Origin of the sequence: Salinimonas profundi (genome assembly GCF_014750655.1) — a bacterium.
Classification (GTDB): Bacteria; Pseudomonadota; Gammaproteobacteria; order Enterobacterales; family Alteromonadaceae; genus Alteromonas; species Alteromonas profundi_A.
The window spans coordinates 1-21,492 of record NZ_JABBXD010000010.1 but is presented as its reverse complement, the minus strand read 5'-3'; the positions used below and the strand labels follow the sequence as shown (position 1 = coordinate 21,492).

19 protein-coding genes are annotated in these 21,492 nt (G+C 49.2%); 8 read left to right on the top strand and 11 right to left on the bottom strand.

Going from position 1 to position 21,492, the window contains the following annotated elements; all coding sequences use genetic code 11:
* Window positions 1–39 precede the first annotated feature (39 nt).
* The 4 genes from pcnB to panC are packed head-to-tail and all read left to right on the top strand — an operon-like array spanning window position 40 to window position 3,540.
* Window positions 40–1,350, top strand: a complete 1,311-nt coding sequence (gene pcnB, locus HHX48_RS14910) for a polynucleotide adenylyltransferase PcnB (RefSeq protein ID WP_191026237.1) — start codon at window positions 40–42, stop codon at window positions 1,348–1,350.
* Entirely contained in the window at window positions 1,343–1,846 is a 504-nt protein-coding gene (gene folK / locus HHX48_RS14905; RefSeq protein ID WP_191026236.1) for a 2-amino-4-hydroxy-6-hydroxymethyldihydropteridine diphosphokinase, read from the top strand. The genes pcnB and folK overlap by 8 nt, the downstream gene beginning before the upstream one ends.
* A 47-nt stretch (window positions 1,847–1,893) precedes the next feature.
* On the top strand, window positions 1,894–2,688 hold the full coding sequence (panB, locus tag HHX48_RS14900) for a 3-methyl-2-oxobutanoate hydroxymethyltransferase (RefSeq protein WP_191026235.1): 795 nt from the start codon (window positions 1,894–1,896) through the stop codon (window positions 2,686–2,688).
* A 3-nt stretch (window positions 2,689–2,691) separates the two neighbouring features.
* The gene (gene panC / locus HHX48_RS14895; RefSeq protein WP_191026234.1) at window positions 2,692–3,540 is read left to right on the top strand and encodes a pantoate--beta-alanine ligase; all 849 of its coding nucleotides are present in this window, start codon (window positions 2,692–2,694) and stop codon (window positions 3,538–3,540) included.
* Window positions 3,541–3,546: 6 nt separating this feature from the next.
* On the opposite strand, the gene panP is transcribed toward panC, so the two are convergent.
* Complete coding sequence (gene panP, locus HHX48_RS14890) at window positions 3,547–5,187, bottom strand: pyridoxal-dependent aspartate 1-decarboxylase PanP (RefSeq protein WP_191026315.1); 1,641 nt, start codon at window positions 5,185–5,187, stop codon at window positions 3,547–3,549.
* A 309-nt stretch (window positions 5,188–5,496) separates the two neighbouring features.
* Here panP and HHX48_RS14885 point away from each other — a divergent pair, with 309 nt between their 5' ends.
* Window positions 5,497–6,216, top strand: coding sequence for an EAL domain-containing protein (locus tag HHX48_RS14885; protein ID WP_191026233.1), 720 nt, complete (start codon window positions 5,497–5,499; stop codon window positions 6,214–6,216).
* Here HHX48_RS14885 and trmB read toward each other — a convergent pair.
* The 4 genes from trmB to pdsO all read right to left on the bottom strand — a co-directional run bounded on the left by trmB (window position 6,213) and on the right by pdsO (window position 9,567).
* Window positions 6,213–6,890, bottom strand: a complete 678-nt coding sequence (gene trmB, locus HHX48_RS14880) for a tRNA (guanine(46)-N(7))-methyltransferase TrmB (RefSeq protein WP_191026232.1) — start codon at window positions 6,888–6,890, stop codon at window positions 6,213–6,215. The genes HHX48_RS14885 and trmB overlap by 4 nt on opposite strands.
* The gene (locus HHX48_RS14875) at window positions 6,890–7,663 is read right to left on the bottom strand and encodes an ABC transporter permease (protein ID WP_191026231.1); all 774 of its coding nucleotides are present in this window, start codon (window positions 7,661–7,663) and stop codon (window positions 6,890–6,892) included. The genes trmB and HHX48_RS14875 overlap by 1 nt, the downstream gene beginning before the upstream one ends.
* The gene (locus HHX48_RS14870) at window positions 7,656–8,591 is read right to left on the bottom strand and encodes an ABC transporter ATP-binding protein (protein WP_191026230.1); all 936 of its coding nucleotides are present in this window, start codon (window positions 8,589–8,591) and stop codon (window positions 7,656–7,658) included. The genes HHX48_RS14875 and HHX48_RS14870 overlap by 8 nt, the downstream gene beginning before the upstream one ends.
* A gap of 262 nt (window positions 8,592–8,853) precedes the next feature.
* The gene (gene pdsO / locus HHX48_RS14865; RefSeq protein ID WP_191026229.1) at window positions 8,854–9,567 is read right to left on the bottom strand and encodes a sortase-associated OmpA-like protein PdsO; all 714 of its coding nucleotides are present in this window, start codon (window positions 9,565–9,567) and stop codon (window positions 8,854–8,856) included.
* Between the two features lie 263 nt (window positions 9,568–9,830).
* On the opposite strand from pdsO, the gene pdsR reads away from it, so the two are divergent.
* Together pdsR and pdsS are read left to right on the top strand one after the other, a co-directional pair.
* The gene (gene pdsR / locus HHX48_RS14860; protein WP_191026228.1) at window positions 9,831–10,520 is read left to right on the top strand and encodes a proteobacterial dedicated sortase system response regulator; all 690 of its coding nucleotides are present in this window, start codon (window positions 9,831–9,833) and stop codon (window positions 10,518–10,520) included.
* A gap of 10 nt (window positions 10,521–10,530) precedes the next feature.
* On the top strand, window positions 10,531–12,705 hold the full coding sequence (pdsS, locus tag HHX48_RS14855; RefSeq protein ID WP_191026227.1) for a proteobacterial dedicated sortase system histidine kinase: 2,175 nt from the start codon (window positions 10,531–10,533) through the stop codon (window positions 12,703–12,705).
* Here pdsS and HHX48_RS14850 read toward each other — a convergent pair.
* The 4 genes from HHX48_RS14850 to HHX48_RS14835 all read right to left on the bottom strand — a co-directional run bounded on the left by HHX48_RS14850 (window position 12,692) and on the right by HHX48_RS14835 (window position 19,808).
* Complete coding sequence (locus tag HHX48_RS14850; RefSeq protein WP_191026226.1) at window positions 12,692–13,771, bottom strand: CNNM domain-containing protein; 1,080 nt, start codon at window positions 13,769–13,771, stop codon at window positions 12,692–12,694. The two genes, pdsS and HHX48_RS14850, sit on opposite strands and share 14 nt — an antisense overlap.
* Before the next feature lie 193 nt (window positions 13,772–13,964).
* Window positions 13,965–15,644, bottom strand: a complete 1,680-nt coding sequence (locus tag HHX48_RS14845) for a carbon starvation CstA family protein (RefSeq protein ID WP_191026225.1) — start codon at window positions 15,642–15,644, stop codon at window positions 13,965–13,967.
* 234 nt (window positions 15,645–15,878) lie between these two features.
* A complete protein-coding gene (locus HHX48_RS14840) occupies window positions 15,879–18,392 on the bottom strand; it encodes a DUF2339 domain-containing protein (RefSeq protein WP_191026224.1) in 2,514 nt (837 codons plus the stop codon).
* Window positions 18,393–18,470: 78 nt separating this feature from the next.
* Window positions 18,471–19,808 carry a serine hydrolase domain-containing protein gene (locus HHX48_RS14835; protein ID WP_223858434.1) on the bottom strand — a complete coding sequence of 446 codons (1,338 nt, stop codon included), beginning with the start codon at window positions 19,806–19,808 and terminating at the stop codon, window positions 18,471–18,473.
* A 377-nt stretch (window positions 19,809–20,185) separates the two neighbouring features.
* Between HHX48_RS14835 and HHX48_RS14830 the strand changes: the two genes are divergently transcribed.
* Entirely contained in the window at window positions 20,186–20,416 is a 231-nt protein-coding gene (locus HHX48_RS14830; protein ID WP_191026223.1) for a hypothetical protein, read from the top strand.
* Between the two features lie 198 nt (window positions 20,417–20,614).
* Here the strand turns inward: HHX48_RS14830 and HHX48_RS14825 are convergent, their stop codons facing one another.
* On the bottom strand, window positions 20,615–20,809 hold the full coding sequence (locus HHX48_RS14825; RefSeq protein ID WP_191026222.1) for a hypothetical protein: 195 nt from the start codon (window positions 20,807–20,809) through the stop codon (window positions 20,615–20,617).
* Between the two features lie 9 nt (window positions 20,810–20,818).
* Window positions 20,819–21,088, bottom strand: coding sequence for a hypothetical protein (locus HHX48_RS14820; protein WP_191026221.1), 270 nt, complete (start codon window positions 21,086–21,088; stop codon window positions 20,819–20,821).
* Between the last annotated feature and the right edge of the window lie 404 nt (window positions 21,089–21,492).

Sequence of the window (21,492 nt, the reverse complement as noted above, 5' to 3'; positions counted from 1 at the left end):
AAACGGGTATTTAAAAAGTCAGACGATACTGAGTCATCTGTGAAGGGATATGTACTCCCTCGCGCTGAACATGGTATTTCGCGGGAAGATATCTCCGATAATGCCTTGAAAGTATTGTACCGGCTTAATAATGCAGGGTTTGAGTCCTACCTGGTAGGCGGTTGTGTCCGCGATCTTATGCTGGGGATTATCCCAAAAGATTTTGATGTGGTGACCAATGCTACCCCTGAGCAAATTAAAGGGTTGTTTAAAAACTGTCGCCTCATAGGCCGTCGTTTTCGACTAGCCCACATCGTATTCGGTCGCGATATTATCGAAGTTGCAACCTTTCGCGGCCATCACAGCGATACGGATAACCAGACACTGGGCAAAGCCAGCGAACACGGCCAACTACTCAGAGACAACGTATTTGGCAGCATCGAGGAAGATGCTGAGCGTCGCGATTTCACCTTCAATGCCATGTATTATAACGTCGCCGACTTCACAGTTACCGACTTTGCCAACGGCCGCGAAGCGATACAAAAAGGTGAAGTCGCCCTGATTGGCGATCCGGAAGTTCGTTTTCGTGAAGACCCGGTACGCATGCTCAGAGCCGTGCGGTTTGCCGTTAAACTCAACATGGTCATCGCTGAGCACACTGCGGCGCCTATCAAATCCATGGCGAGCCTGCTTAATAATATTCCTCCAGCGCGTTTGTTCGAAGAAACACTGAAACTGTTTTTATCCGGGCAGGGTAAAGCCACCTTCCTAAAGTTGCGCGAATATAACCTGCTTGAGCCATTGTTTCCGCAGGTCACCCCGCTGATAAAAGACGATAACAGCAAAGAGCTGCAGTTTATTCTGCGAGTGTTAGAGAACACTGACGATCGCATTAATAACAATCAGCGCGTCACCCCGGCTTTTCTGTATGCTGCCCTGTTATGGTATCCACTGGAAGAGCATGCCCAGAAAGTTCAGGCAGAAGCCGGACTGAATAATCATGACGCCTTCAATATTGCTGCCGGCGATGTTATCCACCGCCAGACTCAGCGCATCATGATCCCCAAACGATTCTCAACAGTGATTCGGGATATTTGGATATTGCAGCAACGTCTGCCTCGCCGCTTTGGTCGTCGTGCCTTCCAGATGCTGTCACATCCTAAGTTTCGCGCAGGCTATGATTTTCTGTTAGTACGTGGTCAGGTCGAAGGTGGGGATTTGCTTGAACTGGCGGACTGGTGGACGGAATTTCAGTCTGCCGATAACGGTAAGCAAAAACGTATGTTGTCAGCGTTGCGCAAGAAAGAGGGCGGTCAGGGAAAACCTCGCCGTCGCAGAGCGCCGAAGGCCAAAGGCAACACTGATGCATAAGGAACATTGCTATATTGGTCTTGGCAGTAATCAGGGCGACTCTGATGCATTGCTTGGTTCTGCCATTGACGCCATCAACCAACTGGACGACACGCGGGTATTAAAACCTTCATCATTTTATGCCAGTAGTCCGATGGGACCGCAAGACCAGCCTGACTTTGTGAATGCCGTGGTGCTTGTTGAAACGTCGCAGGCGCCACTGGCTCTGCTTCATGCTTTACAAGATATTGAAAATCAGCATGGGCGTGTCCGTCAGGGTGAGCGCTGGGGCCCCCGCACGCTGGATTTAGATATCCTGATTTATGGTAATCAGGAATTACAGAGTGAAGAACTGACCATTCCACACTATGGTATGGCTGACAGAGAATTTGTGCTTGTTCCGCTTTTCGAAATTGCCCCCGGCATGGTGATGCCCGATGGTCAGCCGCTGGCGGCCTGGGTGGCCCGATGTAATCTGGATGGACTACGTCGCCTCAGGACTTCCATTCAGCAATAAAATCCGTATAGTTCGCCTTTCTACTTTTGCAACGGTCAGTTCACGTTATGAAAAAAGTCACTGTGTCTGGGCTGCTCAAAAAGAAGCAGGCTGGTGAGAAAATTACTGCCCTTACCGCTTACGATGCGAGCTTTGCCAAGCTGTTTGATGACGAGCAGATTGATGCGCTTCTTATCGGCGATTCATTGGGAATGGTGCTGCTGGGCCAGGACGACACATTGAATGTTACAGTCGATGATATTGCTTATCATACGCGAGCTGTAAGACGTGGTGTAACGCGCGCGTTCGTGCTTGCAGACATGCCGTTTATGTCCTATTCCACGCCAGAAACCGCCTTCAAAAATGCCGCTACGCTTATGGCTGCCGGCGCCAGTATGGTGAAACTGGAAGGTGGCACCTGGCTTACAGACACCATCCGCGGTCTGGTTCAGCGCAGTGTGCCTGTGTGTGGTCATATTGGCCTCACACCTCAGTCTGTTCACGTTTTTGGCGGCTTCAAGGTTCAGGGTCGCAACAGCGATCAGGCACAGCAAATTATTGACGATGCGCTGGCACTGGAAAAAGCCGGTATCCAGCTTCTGGTTCTTGAGTGTGTCCCCTCATCGCTGGCTAAAACTATCACTGAGCAATTATCGATTCCTGTTATCGGCATTGGTGCGGGTAGCGACACCGACGGCCAAATATTGGTGATGCACGATATGCTGGGTGTCAGCGCCAATTATATGCCAAAATTTTCCAAGAATTATCTGGCCGAAACCGGTGATCTGCGCAAAGCAGTCAGTACCTATATTGATGAAGTTCAGCGCGGCGCCTTTCCATCTGCCGAGCACAGTTTCGAGTAAGTTATGCAAACGGTAGAATCTATAAAAGCGTTACGGGAACGTCGTCATGAGTGGCGAGATGAGGGAAAGCGTGTTGGCTTTGTGCCGACGATGGGAAATCTGCACGATGGTCACCTGAAACTGGTAAAAAAAGCGGCAGAAACATGTGATGTGGTGATCGCCTCAATCTTTGTTAATCCCTTGCAGTTTGGTCAGAATGAGGACCTGGCGACCTACCCTCGTACCCTTGCTGAGGATAAGAAGAAACTGACCGCACAGGGTGCAGACTTGCTGTTTCTGCCGACCATTGAGGAGATGTATCCGCGCGGTCTGGAGCAACAAACTTTTGTTGAAGTGCCGGGCATATCCTCGATTATTTGTGGTGCCAGCCGACCGGGCCACTTTCGCGGCGTCGCGACAGTGGTGTGCAAACTATTTAATATGGTACAACCGGATTGCGCGTTTTTCGGGCAAAAAGATTACCAGCAGTTGCAGGTTATTCGTCTCATGGCCCAAGACCTTTCCATGGACCTTGATATCTGCGGTGTGGCGACACAAAGGGCGTCCGACGGCCTGGCATTAAGCTCGCGTAACGGCTACCTAAATGACGAACAGCGCAAACTGGCACCTATGCTGTATAAAACGATGCAGGACGTGGCAGATAAACTGCACCAGGGCGACACTAACCTGATGCAGTTATCCAAGTCAGCGGTTGATAAGCTGTCGCAATACGGGTTTAAACCCGACTATATTGAGATTCGTAATGGCAAGACGCTGCAGGCTGCTGCCAGCGATGATAAACACCTGGTTATTCTGGCGGCAGCTTATCTGGGTACCACCCGCCTGATTGATAATCTGGAAGTATTTCGCTAGCGCAGATCAGACACTGGCTGACGTTCGTAAGACCTGGTCAGCCAGCTTTACCAACTCTTTCCAGATCCGCATTCCTTTAGCTATTTCCACCTGCTCAGCCAGAATGTTCTGCAAATCGGTTTTGGTGGTCAGTGGATTAGCCAGCACGACACGAAACACTGTTATCGCCTGTGAGTTGGTATTTGGACATTCCAGACGCGTTCGCGAAACAAACGACTTGCCGGCTTCGCGTTGCGCTTTTTGTACACCTACCACAAGGCGGTCTATCTTTTGATTCAGACGCACCTTATCAGCGTCACTGGCGATCTTAAGCGCCTCCTGAACCTGCGGCGGACATACGCGGTAAGTCAGCAAGGAGAGTGTCGGCGTCGTCGTCAGCGCGAAATCGACGTGTGCATCGATCATCGCCGCAAATGACTGCGCTTTTTCAATATTCTGGTCAATAATCAGCTCATAGCCACGGCGTCCCAGAATATGAAGGGTGGAATACACCATCATCGCCATACCATTTCTGGAACCTTCCAGCGTGGTGGCCCCCAGGTCTTTTGAGCCTTCCCGCAGAATGTATTGCGCGTGATGACGTACCGCATTGGCATCCTCGGGATCTTTAAAGATGGCCATTCCCGCGCCCATCGGCACATACATTTGTTTATGCGCATCAATGGTGACAGAGTCTGCTTTGGCAATACCATTTAACTTTGAGCGGTTGTTTGACGAGAATAAGGTGGCGCCACCCCAGGCAGCGTCCACGTGAAACCAGCAGCCCAGTTCTTTGGCCACATCAGCAAGCTCATCCAACGGGTCGACGTGACCGGTTTCCGTGGTGCCACCAATGCCCACAATGGCCAGCACTTTATTACCGGCTTCCTGATAACGCTTGCCTTCACGCAGTGCATCTTCCGGATCAAGCGTTTGCGCAGGACACGGCAGGCTGAGTAGCTGCTCTCTGCCCAGACCCAGTGCATCCACGGCTTTGGATAACGAATAATGCCCCCGCTTAGAGCAAATTACACCCAGATTACCAATGTCATAGTGCCGGTATGCAGCGGCCAGCCCTGCTCTGGCGACACCAGAAAACCCCGGTTGCGGCCCCAGTAATTTATTGCGAGCCACCCATAATGCGGTGATATTGGCAATGGTGCCGCCTGAGCAAAACGCGCCCAGTGCATGGCGGGCGCTATGCAGATACTCTTTGTAAAACGAATCATCGCGGTCATAAATCAGGTTGTGCATCATACCCAGCACCTGACGCTCAAGGGGCGTGAATGCCTTTGAGGTCTCGATCTTAACCAGATTCTGATTCAGCCCCACCAAAAGCTTAGATAGCGGCAGATGAAAATAAGGCAGCGCGGAGGTCATATGACCGATAAAAGTGGGTGAGTATGTATTTACCGAGTGCGCCACCAGCTTTTCGAGCAGCGACTCTGCGTGAGAGGAAACAAATTCAGGTGACTCAGGAACGGCGGGCAGCGAAAAATCCTGCTCGATTTCTTCCAGCGAGGTCTTTTTGGTCACCACATGCTGAGACAGAAAGTCCATGATGTTGTCGGACAAGTGCTGCTCAATTTGCGCTAATTTTGAGTCTTTGTGTTCAGGTTTAGTAAAGACCCGAAACAAGTGCTTAAGACTAACCTGTGCTTCACCCACCACTCAACACACCTCTGTTTATCCGAAACCGGACCTGACGGACAGTTGTATTCCGGTACAATTACCTGCCCGCCTTACGATATTTGTTCTTACCGCTGAAAGTTTAATAATGACTTTCAAAGGAGCCGAACTTTACCCCATATTAGCATTCACGCCAAGCCGTCGCGTCGTGTTCAGCCTTTTATTCTCTTTATTCGTACAATAAGTTATCTTTATTATGTAATTCGTATTTTCTTGTTACCCACATAAAGAATTGGTTTTATTGTTGGCTTTGCTATAGTGAGTAGATGATAAGAAAGGAAAACGGTCATGCCGATACGCGAAATTACAGATCCTTTTCGGCTCGAAGATATTGTCCCTTATTTTCAACCGATTGTCGATTTGCAGCACGACAGAGTCTGGCGTTATGAATGCCTTGCCCGGTTAGTCACTCCCAGTGAAAAAGTGTATTTGCCCAATGAGTTTTTATACTTAATTGAGCGACACAACCACGTTCAGCAGCTTACTGAGACAATGTTTCATCAAAGTGCCCGCTACTTTGCAGATAAACACGTATGCTGGAATATCAACGTGGATTTATCCGATTTGAAAAGTCCGTCACTGGTTAATCTGCTCAAGGCCCACCTGAGTGATCCGGCTGCCGCGACAAAAGTTAGTATCGAGGTCAGCGCAAAAACGGCGATGCAAAATATTCCCCTTCTTGCCGAAGTGGTCGGTCAGGTTCAGGCCTTAGGTGTTGGCGTTTTTGTGGATAATGTCGGGCGTGTTCCGGGCAACATTAAAAGTTTGCTCGCGATGCCACTACGCGGCATTAAATTGGATGGCGGGCTTATCAGGCAATACGACACCAATCCGGCGGTCCAGGAGTATGTCGACTATGTCTGTGAGCAGGCTGCTGCTCATAAAGTCAGTGTAATTGCCGAGCAGGTGGAAGATACCACAACGCTTGAGATTGTTGAGCGCCTGCCCATCCATTACGCCCAGGGATTTGTCTTCAGTACGCCAAAGCCTTCCCTGGACAGTATTTAATTGTCTTCCTCAGGCTGGCAGCTCAGCTGCCAGCAAACCTGCCCACTGGCGCGGTATTTACGCTCAAATGGCGTAAAATCATCGCCCTCTGGCACCTGCTGTAAGTCTCCTTTTATCCCATAATGTGCTGCTGCCTGCGCAAACTCCAGCAGATAAATCAGCCAGTTACTCCGCACTTCAATGTGCCCCGTGAGCGCCATCAAATCAGCAAAGGCAGCGCTCCCGTGCCACCGCTTTTGAACCTGTGAACTCTTAGGATAAGGATTAGGATAAAACAGGCAGTGCTGCGCTACCGTGATATTGTGCTGGTTCAGCAAACGCCAGAAATCGATCACATCGGCGCGCTGCACGCGGTAGTTAGCAGCTTGTTGCTGATAATGCGCGTGCTTTGAGACCCGCGCTGCTGACTTGTCCAGCCCGATAACTTTCGCCTGTGGATTAGCCACTGCCAGTCTGGCTGTACTCTCGCCCACGCCACAGCACGAGTCCACAATCAGCGGCCCCTGCCAGCCATCCAGCCATGCCATCACTTCATCGAAAGCCTGCTGCGTGTGCGCGCTCACAGGCCGTCTGCTCTGACTTTGCTGGTAACGTCTTACCAGCTCATCCAGCTTCTCGTGTGGCCCGGTCTGCGCGGTCTCAATGCTACGGGAATTTCCGGTGATGTTACTCATCAGCTTCGGATACCTTTGCCGGTTTTTAACAGATAATACGCCACCCCAAAGAGTAAGATATTAAACCCTACCAGTAAGGTCAGTGATGTGGTTATCCCGACATCGGATACCCCCAAAAAGCCGTACCGGAACCCGTTGACCATATAAACTACCGGATTGGCTTTGCTGACAATTTGCCAGAACTCGGGTAATAGCGATAGTGAGTAAAACACGCCGCCCAGGTAGGTCAGTGGTGTCAGTACAAAGGTCGGTACCACACTGATATCATCAAAGCTCTTGGCAAATACCGCATTAATTAATCCTGCTGTAGAAAACAATATTGATGTCAGTAGTACCACGGTCACTATCACCAGCGGATTGTGGATCTGCACATCAACAAAAAACAGGGACACCAGCGTCACAATAATACCGATCAAAATCGAGCGGGCGACACCACCGCCCACATAGCCGGCAATAATGACGGAGGTGGGCACTGGAGCAACCAGTAATTCCTCGACATTTCGCTGGAATTTAGCACTGAAAAATGACGAACTGACATTCGAATACGAGTTTGTAATCACCGACATCATAATCAAGCCCGGTACGATAAACTCCATGTACGTGAACCCATCCATGCGCCCGATGCGATCACCAATCAGATTACCAAAAATGACAAAGTATAAGCTCATGGTGATCGCTGGCGGCACCAGTGTTTGCACCCAGATGCGCAGAAAACGGGTACATTCTTTAATCCAGATTGTATTAAGCGCCACCCAATTATTTTGTTTATGCACGTGCTTCCCCCTGCTGCTGTCTGCCCGACTCCACCAGTCTGACGAAGAGTTCTTCTAATCTGTTGGCCTTGTTTCTCATACTCAGCACCTGAAATCCCTGCTCGGTCAATTGCGCAAACACCGGATTAAGACCTTCCTGCTTTTCAACATCCACTTCAAGCGTGTGGTCATCTACCACACGAAATTCAAAACCGCTTAAGGTTGGTTTTTTGTCTGTTTCGGCCAAATCCAGAATAAAGGTTTCTGTACTGAGCGTTGAAAGCAATGCTCGCATTGTAGTGTTTTCAACGATGGTGCCCTTATCAATAATGGCGATATTGCGGCACAGACTCTCGGCTTCTTCCAGATAGTGTGTGGTAAGAATTATGGTAATACCCTGTTCATTGATTTGTTTTAAAAACGTCCACATTGAACGACGTATTTCAATATCCACACCGGCGGTTGGCTCGTCCAGAATCAATAATTTAGGCTCGTGCATCAGCGCACGGGCAATCATCAGACGTCGTTTCATACCGCCTGAAAGCTCACGGGCGCGAGCGTTTCGCTTTTCCCACAAATCCAGCTGGCCAAGGTATTTTTTTGCACGCTCTTTGGCTGTATTGCGCGGCACACCGTAATAGCCAGCCTGATTGAGCACAATCTGCAGCACCGTTTCAAATTGATTGAAGTTAAATTCCTGGGGCACCAGGCCAATACAGGCTTTCGCCGCCTCTTTTTGTGTGTGCAGATCATAGCCGAAAACGCTGACTTGTCCGGCGCTGGGGTTGACCAGCGAACTGATAATGCCAATTGTCGTCGACTTGCCGGCGCCGTTTGGGCCAAGTAATGCGAAAAAATCACCGTCGCGAACGGTCAGGTCCAGGCCTTTAAGCGCTTCCACGCCGCCCTTATAGGTCTTTTTCAACCCGGATATATCTAATGCATTCATATTACAGCCTGTTGAAAGGAGTTTATTTCGGCCTGATGTTGTACATCTGCCTGAAAGAATAGATTTTGCGTGATACTAATATACAGAATCGTACACAGATGTGTTTGAAAAGCATATTTTCAAGAAGAAATTTGTCGTAAACAGATAAATTGCGCTTTTTTGCGTTGGGAGTGCACGGTAGCAGGCGATAGTGAGCGAAGAACAGAAAGGCAAAGCAGTCAGCCCGGGGATGGCGGCGTGCCCCGGGCTTTATTCTGTCTGCCTACTGCGCTGCGGTAAGCGCGTCTTGTTCACCGCGCAGGGTCATTACCACCTTTCTGTCGAAAAACAGCATTTCCCGGCTAATAGGATCTGAACCTCGTGGCGTTTCACCTTTAGCGGAAGTAAGTAACTGCTTACTATCGACACCCTTTTCGATAAGATAAGCCTTAACGCTGTTCGCCCGCTGGTGCGATAACGCCAGATTATAGGTTTCATCCCCCCGACGGTCTGCATAGCCGGTTAACTCCAAAGCTAATTCGGGATGCTGTTCAAGGACAGCGGCAATACGGTCAAGCTGCGCCTGATAGGCCGGCTCTAAACTATCGGAGCCTGTTTTAAACTGTATCGCGCTTTGAATATTCTGCCAGACCCGCTGTTTGTTTTGCATCTGCTCCACACTTGCGTCTGCGCTGAGCAGCGCCTCCTCTGATAAGGTAAGATCTGACTGCGATTTCGCTAAGGTTTTTTGCGTATCCTCAAGGGCGTCGGTCTTTACAATATTATCGCCCATCACAGCGCCGAACATACCGGCGGCAGCCGCACCAATTGGCCCTGCGATGATAGCCCCGACAAGTACGCCTGTGCCCAGACCAATACCCACTGCTTTATCCTGCTTTGCCTTGAGCGCTTCATTTGAATAGCTATCTTGCGCTGCATGCGCAGTCCCACTAAGGGCTAAAATCAATACTATTGAGTGTGCTATACGCGTTTTCATTTTTTTTCCTTTCAGGTGTATTTGACGACAACAAGTTAACCACCTGACTCAGGCAAACTTCGGCATTAAAAATGGCAAACCGGGGAAGAAAAATGATGAAAAGTATGTTGCCGGCAAGATTATTCGCTTCAGGACTGATATCCCGAGAAAATGTGTCACAATTGTGGCGGAGTTATGGATTTTTTGCCGAAGTTGGATTGCCCCTGAATTTGTTGTGTATAGTAGCTCCCGGTTTATATTAATTAATGAAATTGGACTGTGTTATGCCTCGCATCATCGCTTTGGTAGAAGACGACGCTGTAATTCGCGACAATTATAAACTGGCGCTGGAAGCACAAGGCTATCAGGTCAACGCCTATCAGGATCGCCCTGCGGCCTCTCAGGCTTTTAGCGACAAGCTGCCGGACCTGGCAATTATCGATATCGGGCTGAATGATGAGTCAGAAGGCGGCTTTATGCTGTGTCAGCAGCTTCGCCAGCTATCTGGCTCGCTGCCTATCATTTTCTTCACTGCCAGAGATAATGACGTAGATACAATCAGCGGACTTCGTATGGGCGCAGATGATTACCTGACCAAAGATATCAGCATGGCGCACCTGCTGGCGCGGATAGCGACATTGTTCCGGCGCACGGACTTACTTTCAACGCCAAAAGTTCAGTCTGATCAATATCGCCTCGGTCACCTGCTTGTCGATGCCAGCCGGATGACGGTGACTTGGAAGCAGCAGCCGGTCGCGCTGACGGTAACAGAGTTCTGGATGCTGCATGCCCTGATCCGCCATCCCGGTCATGTAAAAAGCCGACAACAACTGATGGATGAGTCAAGGATGGTGGTGGACGATACGACAATCACTTCTCACATTAAGCGCATCAGGAAAAAGTTTATCCAGACAGACGATACCTTTGACCATATTGATACGGTTTACGGTATGGGTTACCGCTGGCAGGAGTAGCAAAAACACCGTGCGTATTCGCTTTTCTATTCGGTTACAACTACTGATTGTCTCGCTGTTACTTCTGGCAATCCCGTGGCTCGGGTACAAATATGTGTGGGAACTGGAGCAGTATCTTCGCGCCGGTCAGGAGCAAACGTTGCTGGGCACCGCACGGGCCGTGGCAACAGCACTGCACGAGCGACCCGCGCTGTTTGACAGTCAGTCAGCCTACCTGAAAAACGTAAGACCGGGTACGGACCTGTATGCACCACCTATCCCCGGTCCGGTTCGCCTCGATGGTGCGCTTGGTGACTGGCAGAGTGTGACCCACCTTGCCAGACAATATGGCGAAGCGCAGATTGTTACCCGCTTTGGCCAGGCACCGCCCTACCCGTCAGTCTCAATGTTGTTTTCTCATATGGTAGGACGTCATGGAAATTACCTTTATGCCCATTTCAATGTCACCGATGATAATGTCATCTGGCGTGCTGAAAACAGTCTTTCTGTTGACAGAAGTGACCACTTACTTATCGGTCTGACCAATAAAAGTGGTGAACTTCAGCGCTATATCATCGCACCTTATGGACCCGGCTGGGTCAACGCCTATCATCTGCCTGATGAAGCCGATAATTACCGGGCTCAGGAAAATGCATTACAAATTCAGGGGTATTGGCAACAAACCTCGACCGGTTATAACATTGAGCTTCGCTTTCCATTATCAATGACTTCCGGCTCGCTGGCCTTTGCGCTGGTTGATGTTGATGATCCCGACACGCGCGTGAAGTGCTACGCCATTGGCACAGCCAACCCTAATGAATTAACAGCCCTGGGCACGGTGGTAACGCCCTCACCTGAAATTGAGCGTATTCTGGCTGGCCTTGAATACGCTGATTCACGGGTCTGGGTTGTCGATAAGCACAAACGCGTATTAGCCCGCGCCGGCAATATCCAGTCCGCCGGTGGACTCAATGCACCTGATACTGCTACAGGCGATTCGTGGTGGGAATATATCGAACAGCAATGGCTGGTCCCGCTTTATTACCGGATACTCACCCGTCCGCCAGCAGATTTTGTTGATGAACTTGAAAATGCTTATGCCCTTGCCGGTCAGGACATCAATGGAGCGTTAGCCGGCGATTCTGAAACACTCTGGCGTCTCACACCGGACAATAAGGCGGTCATCTTATCAGCAGCCTATCCTATTTTTATTAATAAACAGGTGATGGGCGCTGTGGTGGTTGAGCAAACCACCAATGGGATCCGCACCCTGCGAAACCAGGCGCTTGAAGAGCTGTTTAACGTCATACTGGCCGTCATGCTGTTAGGCATCACTGCCCTGGCGCTATTTGCAAATCGCTTGTCCGGCAGAGTCAGGAAGTTGCGTGACGATACAGAAGCCGTCATTGATGATAACGGCAAAATTGTCGGGCAACTTCCGGCTGCCCGCCGGTTCGACGAGATTGGCGATCTTCATCATGCATTTGCCGATGTGCTGGGCCGTCTTCAACAATACAATTCGTATCTTGAAAATATGGCGTCTCGATTATCTCACGAGCTACGGACTCCCGTTGCGGTAGTACGCAGCTCGCTGGACATGTTGGAGCAGGCATCGGATAAAGACCAGCAACAGGTATTTACCACCAGAGCGCAATCCGGACTGGCGCGCCTGAGCAACATCTTAAACAGCATGAGTGAAGCAACTCGCCTGGAGCATGCGATTGCACAGGAGAGTAAAGAAGACTATCCGATTATTGACGTAATTAACGGATGTGTGGAGAGCTATCGCCATACCTATAGCGAACGTAGTTTTGCATTAACCCTGCCGCAGTCAGAAATGATGGCAACGGGCTCGCCTGAACTTTTTGCTCAGATGCTGGATAAAATTATCACGAATGCGGTTGAGTTCAGCGCATTACACAGCACCATTGCGATTAACGCACACAAGCAAGCAAAACATCTGGTGTTAACGGTGACAAATCAGGGCCCGGGATTACCGCCCAATATGAAAAGTCAGTTGATGCAGTCCATGGTTTCTGTGCGCCAGTCGGCAGCTACCGCTGATAATACGACGCCCCATCTTGGCCTTGGGCTTTACATCGCATCAATGATTTGTCAGTACCATAAAGGCAGTATTGATATTGCAGACACCCCGGATAAGCAAGGCGTGACCGTCACCGTATCCATCCCCGTCAGGATGGCTTGATATCCTCATCAGAATCGCTACTGGCGTGTTTCATCATCATTCGCTGACGTCGCTTAGCCATCATGTTGGCAAAGCGGCGCATACTCACCGTCGTGTCTTTTTCATCAATGATATCGATGCCCAGTAAGTTCTCCAGCAAATCCTCAAGGGTCACAATACCTTCCAGGCCCCCGTACTCATCAACCACCAGCAGAATATGAACCCGTTTTTGTAAAAACTGGTCAAAAATACTAGGCAGGGGCATGGTGTTAAGGACAGTGACCATGGATATCGCATAGTTTTTTAACGGCTTCTCACTTTCCCCTTTGGCCTGAGCGACCAGCAGATCTGAGCGCATCACGAATCCGGCGATATTTTCAGAGTCATCTTCTTCATAAATCGGTATGCGTGAATACTCTATTTTTGCATGCTGATTGAAAAACGCCTCGACGGTCAGCTCTTCACTGACCGAAAACATCGCCGTGCGATGGGTCATGGCATCCTTGACCTTGAGTTCGTGCATGCTAAGCAAGCTCTGCATCAATGCCGCCTCTTGCTGTGCCAGCTGACCTTCCTGGCCAGACAGCTCTGCCATGGCCTGTAATTCGTTGCGGCTTAGGCCCCTAAGCGGACTGTCCTCTTTAAAGCCTTTCGTCAGTTTTTCAGACATCACCACAAACGGATACATGACGACGGTGAGGTATTTCAGAAAATACGCTGTGGCGGGTGCCAGCGCACGCCAATAGGTCGCACCGACCGTTTTGGGAATGATTTCAGAAAAGATAAGGATCAATAGCGTGAGCACAGCGGAAATAACGCCCAGATATGCCTCGCCAAAAACAACTGCTGCCTGCGCGCCTGCGCCTGCTGCGCCCATGGTATGAGCAATGGTATTAAGACTCAGAATCCCCGAAAGAGGTTTATTAATATTCTCTGTCAGACTGCGCAGTAAACTACCACTGGGGCGTCCCTCTTTCTCCAACACTGATATATACGCTGACGATACGCTGAGAATCACCGCTTCAGCAATACTGCAAAGAAATGAAAAGCCTAGTGCAATAAACACGTAGACAATAAGTAGAAACATCCGTGGATTCCGAAATTTTAGTTACAACAACGCCCATTATGAGCAAGTCAGCGAAAGTTACAAGTCAAGCAGACTGATTGACAGCGCACACAAAAACACCGTCTGACGACGGTGTTTTTAACTTAATGGTATCAAACGTCAGCCCCTTCTGGGGTGCATACGCCTGAAACTCTTGAACGGAACAAACCAGTCGCTACCCGGTCGTGGTCGCCTCGCTCTTTTTAAAGCGTGAAATGACCGACCAGGCCTCCAGCATAACCAGAATACTGACAATCAGAACCACTGCATCTAAGAAGACAAGCAGATAGTTTTCAGCCAGATAATATTCCTTCAGCTTTATTACCCCGGCAAAGAACGCCATGACGAGCACAAAAAACATAGGTATCAGCGTATACTTTGCCGGCCGACCAAGTTTGATTAACATAACCGAGATAACCAGCAGCGTCAGGCTGGCCAGAATCTGGTTGGTTGACCCGAATAACGGCCAGATGATCATACCACCGCTACCTGATGAACCGCCCGCGCCAAACGCTAACAATAAGCAGGTTCCTACCGCCAGAAGCGTTGCTACAGCGCCGTTTTTGAGGGCGCTGAGACTGTAAATTTCGCCCCATTCCTGAATGATATAGCGCTGTAATCTGACACCTGAATCCATGGTGGTTCCGGCAAACAAAACAACCATGGTGGCAAGGATTGTAGAGGAGAAGTCCACCGGTAATCCCCAGCCCGAGGCGATAAGGTTAGCACCACCATTGATAAAGGCAGATACGCTTCCTGCGCCCAGGTGGCTGTATACTTCATGCCACTCCTCGGGCGAGGCTGCCAGAGCTACACCGGAAACTGCAACGATGGTGATCAACGCCAGACTGCCTTCACCTACCGCGCCCAGATAGCCTACAAAGCGCGCGTCAGATTCTTTATTAAGCTGTTTTGAACTGGTGCCAGAAGCAACGATGCCGTGAAACCCGGAGACGGCACCGCAGGCAATAGTGACGAACAACAATGGAATGATACTTGGCGTGCTTTCTGCGGTCTGCGAATTAAACGCCGGCGCTGTGATATCCGGCATGGCGAAGAAGACCGCCCCGTAAAGTAAAAGCAGACCCACAATCAGCTGCATACCATTGATAAAGTCGCGCGGCTGAAGCAGCATCCATACCGGTAACAATGAGGCGATAGCGGCATAGATAAACAGAATGATAATCCAGTTAGCGGTGTCCGCCAGCCCAAACATGGTTTCAGGCAACTCAATAGGGATGTAGCTTCCGGCGTATACCGAGGCATAAAGCACAATAATCCCAACTATACACATTGGGATAAGGCTGAAGTTTCTTTTCAGTAACTGACCGATAACCAGGGCTACCGCAATGGCTGTCCAGGCGGGGAAAACCGCGTTGGGCTGATCCACAAACGAATTGGCAATAACCACACCAAATACCGCGTTGACCATGAGCAGAACTAGAAATATTACAATCATGAATAAGGATCGGGTGCGTTTACCAATGACCGATTCCGATAATGCGCCCATTGACTTACCTTTGTGGCGTGCGCTTGCCCACAATGCGCCCATGTCGTGCACCCCGGCAAAAAGGATGGTACCGAAGACAACCCAAAGTACCGCGGGCACCCAGCCCCAATACACCGCAATTGCAGGGCCAACAATAGGCGCGGCGCCGGCCACCGAGGTAAAGTGATGCCCCCACAATACAACCTTATTGGTCGGCACAAAATCTTTACCGTCATTAAGTTCGTGAGCGGGTGTGACGTTATTGTCGTCGAGCCTGAATATTTTAGTCGCTATGAATTTTGAGTAGAAAAACCACCCGATAATCATACCGACAATACCCAGTAAGACTATGGTAATTGATTGCATAGTGTAGTCCTGGTAGCGCTGAAATGCGTCATGTTGTTTTCGTTTGTAGAACGTTGTTATTAATCGCCAGGCGATAAAAGATTAAACGGTCGCAGGCAAACTGACTGCCGTTGCATTGATTATACGTTGCAGTCAGTCAAAACTTCGCCACCTTTGCGACTAAAGTCTAAGACACTTAATTTAATCTTTGTACTATCTGAACAATAAATCTTCAATACGCAAATCAGACCAGCACTATGGGGACGTGTCGAGCGATGGTGCAGGTTGATTAAAGCGTTGGAACAACCAGCCTAAAAGCACCAGCGATCCGCCAAGGCCCAGAAACGAAATCGCACGCCACAATCCTGTCAGATGACTCATATCTATGACAAACACTTTACACACCACGACCAGCAGAACACCAAAACCTGCCTTCTTAAGTGCCATCATGTTAAGTCGCTGGGCAATGAAAAGTAATGCGGTGGCGAGCATCAGCCAGATTACAGAGTAGGTATACAACTCTGACTGAGAAAAGCCTTGCAATAAGTGCAGGCTTTTAGTGTGAAAGGCTAAGCGTATTAGCGCATTAATCCACAACACAATGAAAACACTGCCGCTGACAAGCTGTATATTTCTGAAAGCCAGAGTATGTCGCCACGCATAAGCGAGCCAGCAAAGCGCGATGCCCGGTAGCCCCCACAAAACAGTTAGCCAGACAGCTGGGTGGTCGAGACTAAATAACTGGCGTGCAAAAAACGGATTATCGCCAACAGATAAACCCCAGTGGAACATCAGTGCCAGGGTAACGAGAATCGCCGAAAATGCGTTGAATACTCTGGGTACTGTGGCATGTATGCTGCGCCAGCGATACACCGCTGCCAGCAGTAACCAGTTGCACGACAGCAGTGTTGCAGTTTTATAATCAATATCACTGATGAACGTGTCACCTGTCAGCCACCAAACCGAAAGGCTGGTCGTCATCAGCGCCAGCACATGCAATAAAACACCTGTAAACCAGCGTCTGACACCCTGACCTGGCGCGTACCAGCAACTGAATACCAGTGGGACCAGCACGAGTGAATAGGTAATCAAAGGTGTATATGCGGTTGGACCGCCTGGAGAGAGTAATGACCAGCCCCAAAGTAGCGTTGTTAATCTGAGGATAAGGACTGCTGCCACGACCTTATAAATCCATGCCGGTATGTTTATCTGCAGTCTGAGCGACTGAAAAACAAGTAAACCAACTTGCCAGGCAAGAAAAACAGACAGTAAGCTGCCTGAAAGCTGCAAAATGGCAATCACAAGCAAACACGAGTGCAGTGTCAGTGTGACATGAATCTGTGACAGTGTGCGCGAACAACGGGTCAACACAACCGCGGCAACGAGTCCGTACATGGCAAGTATCACAGTCAGGCCGGTAATCACTTCGCCGCTTTGATTGTCAGGTCCCGTTACGGTTACTAACAAGAGCGTGAGTATGGGCGCGCTGAGAGTATATAAGCTATGAAAGACAGCGTGCGTATTGTGCTGCCTGCTCATAACAATACCAAACACGCTGAACACCAATGCAGCACACTGTGCGAACAGCGCGAGAGGCGATGTTAACGTTAATGACGCAGCTGATGATTGCGCTGCCAGAATAATCGCAATACCTGTCATGAACAGTGCGACTGGCGATAGCAAAACAAACTGGCGAACTTTAACGCTTATCAGTAACAGAAGACCACTGAAGATCGCGCTTAATAAATATATCTCGTTTTTATCGTCGACTAACCACATCGCTGTGGTCATATAACAGCAGGTCAAAACGGCGGCGGCCAGCGCCTGTCTGGATGGATACCATGCTGTTGTATTTTCATTCCGACGTATAAGCCAACCGGTTATCGGCGCAACGCCGTACAGATAAAGTAATATCGCGGCATTTAGCAGGACCGCACTCATCTGAACAAAATCAGCTGAGAGCAAGGCACCCAACGACAGTAATGCATGTGCTACCAGCGCGCCAATTCCAAGCAAAGGCTGTGAGGTTCGCTGACTGATATATGTTGCTGAAGCAGTGACCAAACTCAGGTACGCTGTCAGAAGTAAAAGTGAGCTGCTCTGTGCGGGTATCAGCAGCGGCACCAGATAGGCACCCGCAACTCCCACCACCGCCAGTAACATTCCATAACGCAGGGTTAGCCACGTAGACAGGAGTGACAAGATGGCAAGTAAAATAAATGCCGTTGCAGCACTAAGCAGCGCAAAGGCATCAAACGCCACCATAATCACTGCATAACAGCAAATGATACCGCCACAAGCGATAGCGGCCGGAATATAAGGGGTATGGATATTAAATCTCTGCCGGTGCCGGGTAAGATATTCAGCACCCGCCACCAAGCCGATACCGAACACCCCACCTAAAAGCAGCCGTATTGCCGGCGATAATATGCCCGCATCAATCGCGTAAAGTGCCAGAAATACCCCACCCAGCGCCAGCGCTATACCGCCTAGCCAAAGCAATCCGTAATGTTGCAGCTGATGAATGATGAGAGACGTGAGTGGCGGTGCCTCGCGTTTACGGGCAGGACGAGGTGTAAAAGTTGGGGTCGCCGATTCTTCTTTTAGCGGCGCTGCTGGTGCTGCTAATTCAGCCGCATGCGTATCACTTTTTAAGGTCGACTTATGCTCAAGATGAGACAGGCGAGCTTCCAGTTTTTTAATGCGGTTCAACAGAGTAAATAAAAGCGCGGCGATGACCAGCCCTAGCGAAATCAGAAATCCTTCCATGAATACTTATCCCTGATGTATGTAAAATCAGATTATCATCATTAGCTGACAAGAGCATCTTACATTCAGCGCCTGTAGCTAACGGCCTGTGCTTTTTTTAGAAATAAGATAATCTGCCAGTGCCTGATAGGCGGGTAAGGAAGTTGGATCAATATAATGGTTCTTAGCCTGGGGGAAAGATGCTAAACGAACTATCACCATTTCAGCCGCAGGGTCGATATAAATAGTTTGACCGTGTACGCCTCTGACCGCATAGGCATTGTTCTTATTATGTAGTATCCACCACATACTTCGATAACTTGCCCCCGGAAGTGTCTGATAGTCGGCTCTGGCAAACGCAGTTTTATCGCCCCCCTTCTCAATATTGGCGATAGCTGCAGCCGGAATAATTTGCTGGTCGTTGTATCGTCCCCTGTTAAGCAGAATCTGACCCACCCGCCCCAGATCGCGCAATCCAGCGCTAAGCCCGCCGCCAGCGAATGGCGTACCCACACTATCCACGGTTATATACGCATCCTGTTCTGCGCCAAACTGTTGCCACACTTTTTCACTGAGCAATGTCGCAACGTCTTTGCCGGTGGTTCGGGCGATAATCCATCCCAGCACATCGGTGTTTACGGTGCGGTAACCAAATATTTCGCCGTGCTCCCCCTGCTTTTTGATACCTGACAAGTAGTCATAATAGCCTACGGGGTCGTTAGCAGAATGGTGCGCAAACGGGTCAGAGGCATAGGAGTATTGCCAGATGTCAGCATTCGGATCATTGTAATCCTCACTGAACGCTATTGCCGTTGTCATATCCATCACTTCGCGGATACTGGCATCACCAAAGCCGCTTTCAGCAAGTTCCGGAATAACGGATTTGACTAGCTGTTTATCATCGAGCCTTTTTTCAGCGATCAACATCTCCGCCAGCAAACCAACGAGCGATTTGGTCATAGACATTGCTGCATGCTTTTTATAGCGTTCAAGACAACCAAAATACTGTTCGTAAACAATGGCTCCCCGGTGAAGTACGAGAATCCCATCGGTATAATTGAGTGCCAGGGACTGCTGCCAGGTGAGCTGCTCATCACTACCACTGACTTTGAACGTAATATTATTGATGTCAGGGTCGATACGCATTTTCCATGAGCCCGGTCCGGCTATACCTTTACTCACCTGCCTGGTAGGCATGAGCTCACGGATATGACAAACACTCCAGCGCATTTTAGGAAAACTGAAAAAGTTACTCTGCGGCTGTGTGATTAAATACTCGGGTTCAGGTGGAAAGCCCTGCATCCATTTCAATACTGTAGGATCAGACTCCGCAGCATCTGACCGTTGCTCTGCGTATGATGGTGTTAAATAACCAATCACCATTAAAGACAACATCAAACATAGTGTTTTGCATGCATCTGGAGATTGAAAGTGCATCGATGGCTGGCTGAGTAATGATAAACCATCTATATACTATAGACAGTCATCGAAATAGATTCCTGCTCTGCGATGTGTTTATAGCTATTCGCCTTTAAGTAGCGTAAGAGAAAATATTGATCGGAGCACCGGCTTAGTACCGCTGACACTAATGGCAGATGCGCGTGACGCGTTTCGGCTAACGCAAGCAAGCTAGAATCAGCTGGCGATGACGGGATTTTATGATTAGCCGCTTATACGGGACCGAGGTGCAGGGTGCAAATCGGCGACCAGCTGGACGATCCAACTATTCAAAACGTGACTTTTAGAACAGTGATCCAGAAACCAAGTGGGCGACAGATATCACTGACATCGACACGCTGGGAGGGAAGCTCTGTTTGTCTTTCGTGTCGAATCTGTTCAGTAAACTTATGCCTGGCTATTCGATGCATCGTAATGGGCGTCGTTTAGTAATGCCGGCCTCTGTAATGGCCGAAGGCAACGCCAGAGACAAGAGTAATCCTGAACTCTCATCGCGAAACACAATTAATCTTTGGCGATTATCAGCGGTTGCTGAAGAATCAAAGTTTGACCAGCAGCGTGAGCGCCGTTGGTTATTGTGCAGATAACGCAACCTGAAGGTTCTTCGGCGTGTTGAAACGGGAGCGTATCAATTATCGCCGGTACCGCGCTAGGAGATTAACCCAGAGCAGATATATTTGATTATTTTCAACGGCTCCATCACTTTAGAATGCGACGCAGACTTGCTAATTAATAGAGCAAGTCTACGTCCTTAATAAACTGTCCGTGAAAACGGGGTAGAACCCTTATTTTGGATTCATATCGCGAGCAACCAATATCCCCACAACACTTGCCATCGGCAGCAATCCCCAGACAAGATGAGCTTCTAAAGCATACTCAGCTGTTACCGCTGGATAAATCATCAATCCGCCGATTACACTCAGACCCAGTATCATTAACCTTTTAAGGCTGCATATAAAAAGCGTTTTTTTAGCAGTCATCAAGTGTACTTAATGTTTTTTATGAGTCACATCATAGAGCCAGCCTCCCAAACGACTCCCCAGACCGCCCAAACCGATAGCAGTACCAAAAGAATAGCCCGCATAGCCAGCGCCTACCAAAAGGCCACCAGCCACAGAAGCGCTTCCAACTACGCCTATGCCAGCACCGGCTGCAGCTGCGCCAGCCCCACCTGCAAAGCCGCCCATAGCAACTGCTTCGCCAAATGATATAGTACCGCCAGTAACTTGATGTACCTCTGAAGTATTTAGTATGTCCATTTTATAGTTTCCTTCAAATATATACCCGAAATAAATAAAAGCACTTTAGAGATAGTTAAGTACAACTGTCTCTACAGTGATTTAATGCTACTAACATAGTCTGGTTAGCAGTACTGGTCTTAATATTTGATTTTATATGTTAAATCATGCTCAACATGTAACTTTGTTGAGACGGTTAACGAATATTGAAATCTGTGAACATTAAGGCGCTTTACCAAAAAGAATTATGCTATTTATAACGACTAAGTAAAAAAAGGCCGCTTGCGCGACCTTTTTTCAAGTGACTATGTGTCAGCTTAGATTATTCAAAAATCTTCGCTACGACATCAGCACCTACTGTACGACCACGTGACTGCGGGCTTCCTGCCCTTCGCCCTTCGGGCCATCCTTTTCGGGATGTTCAA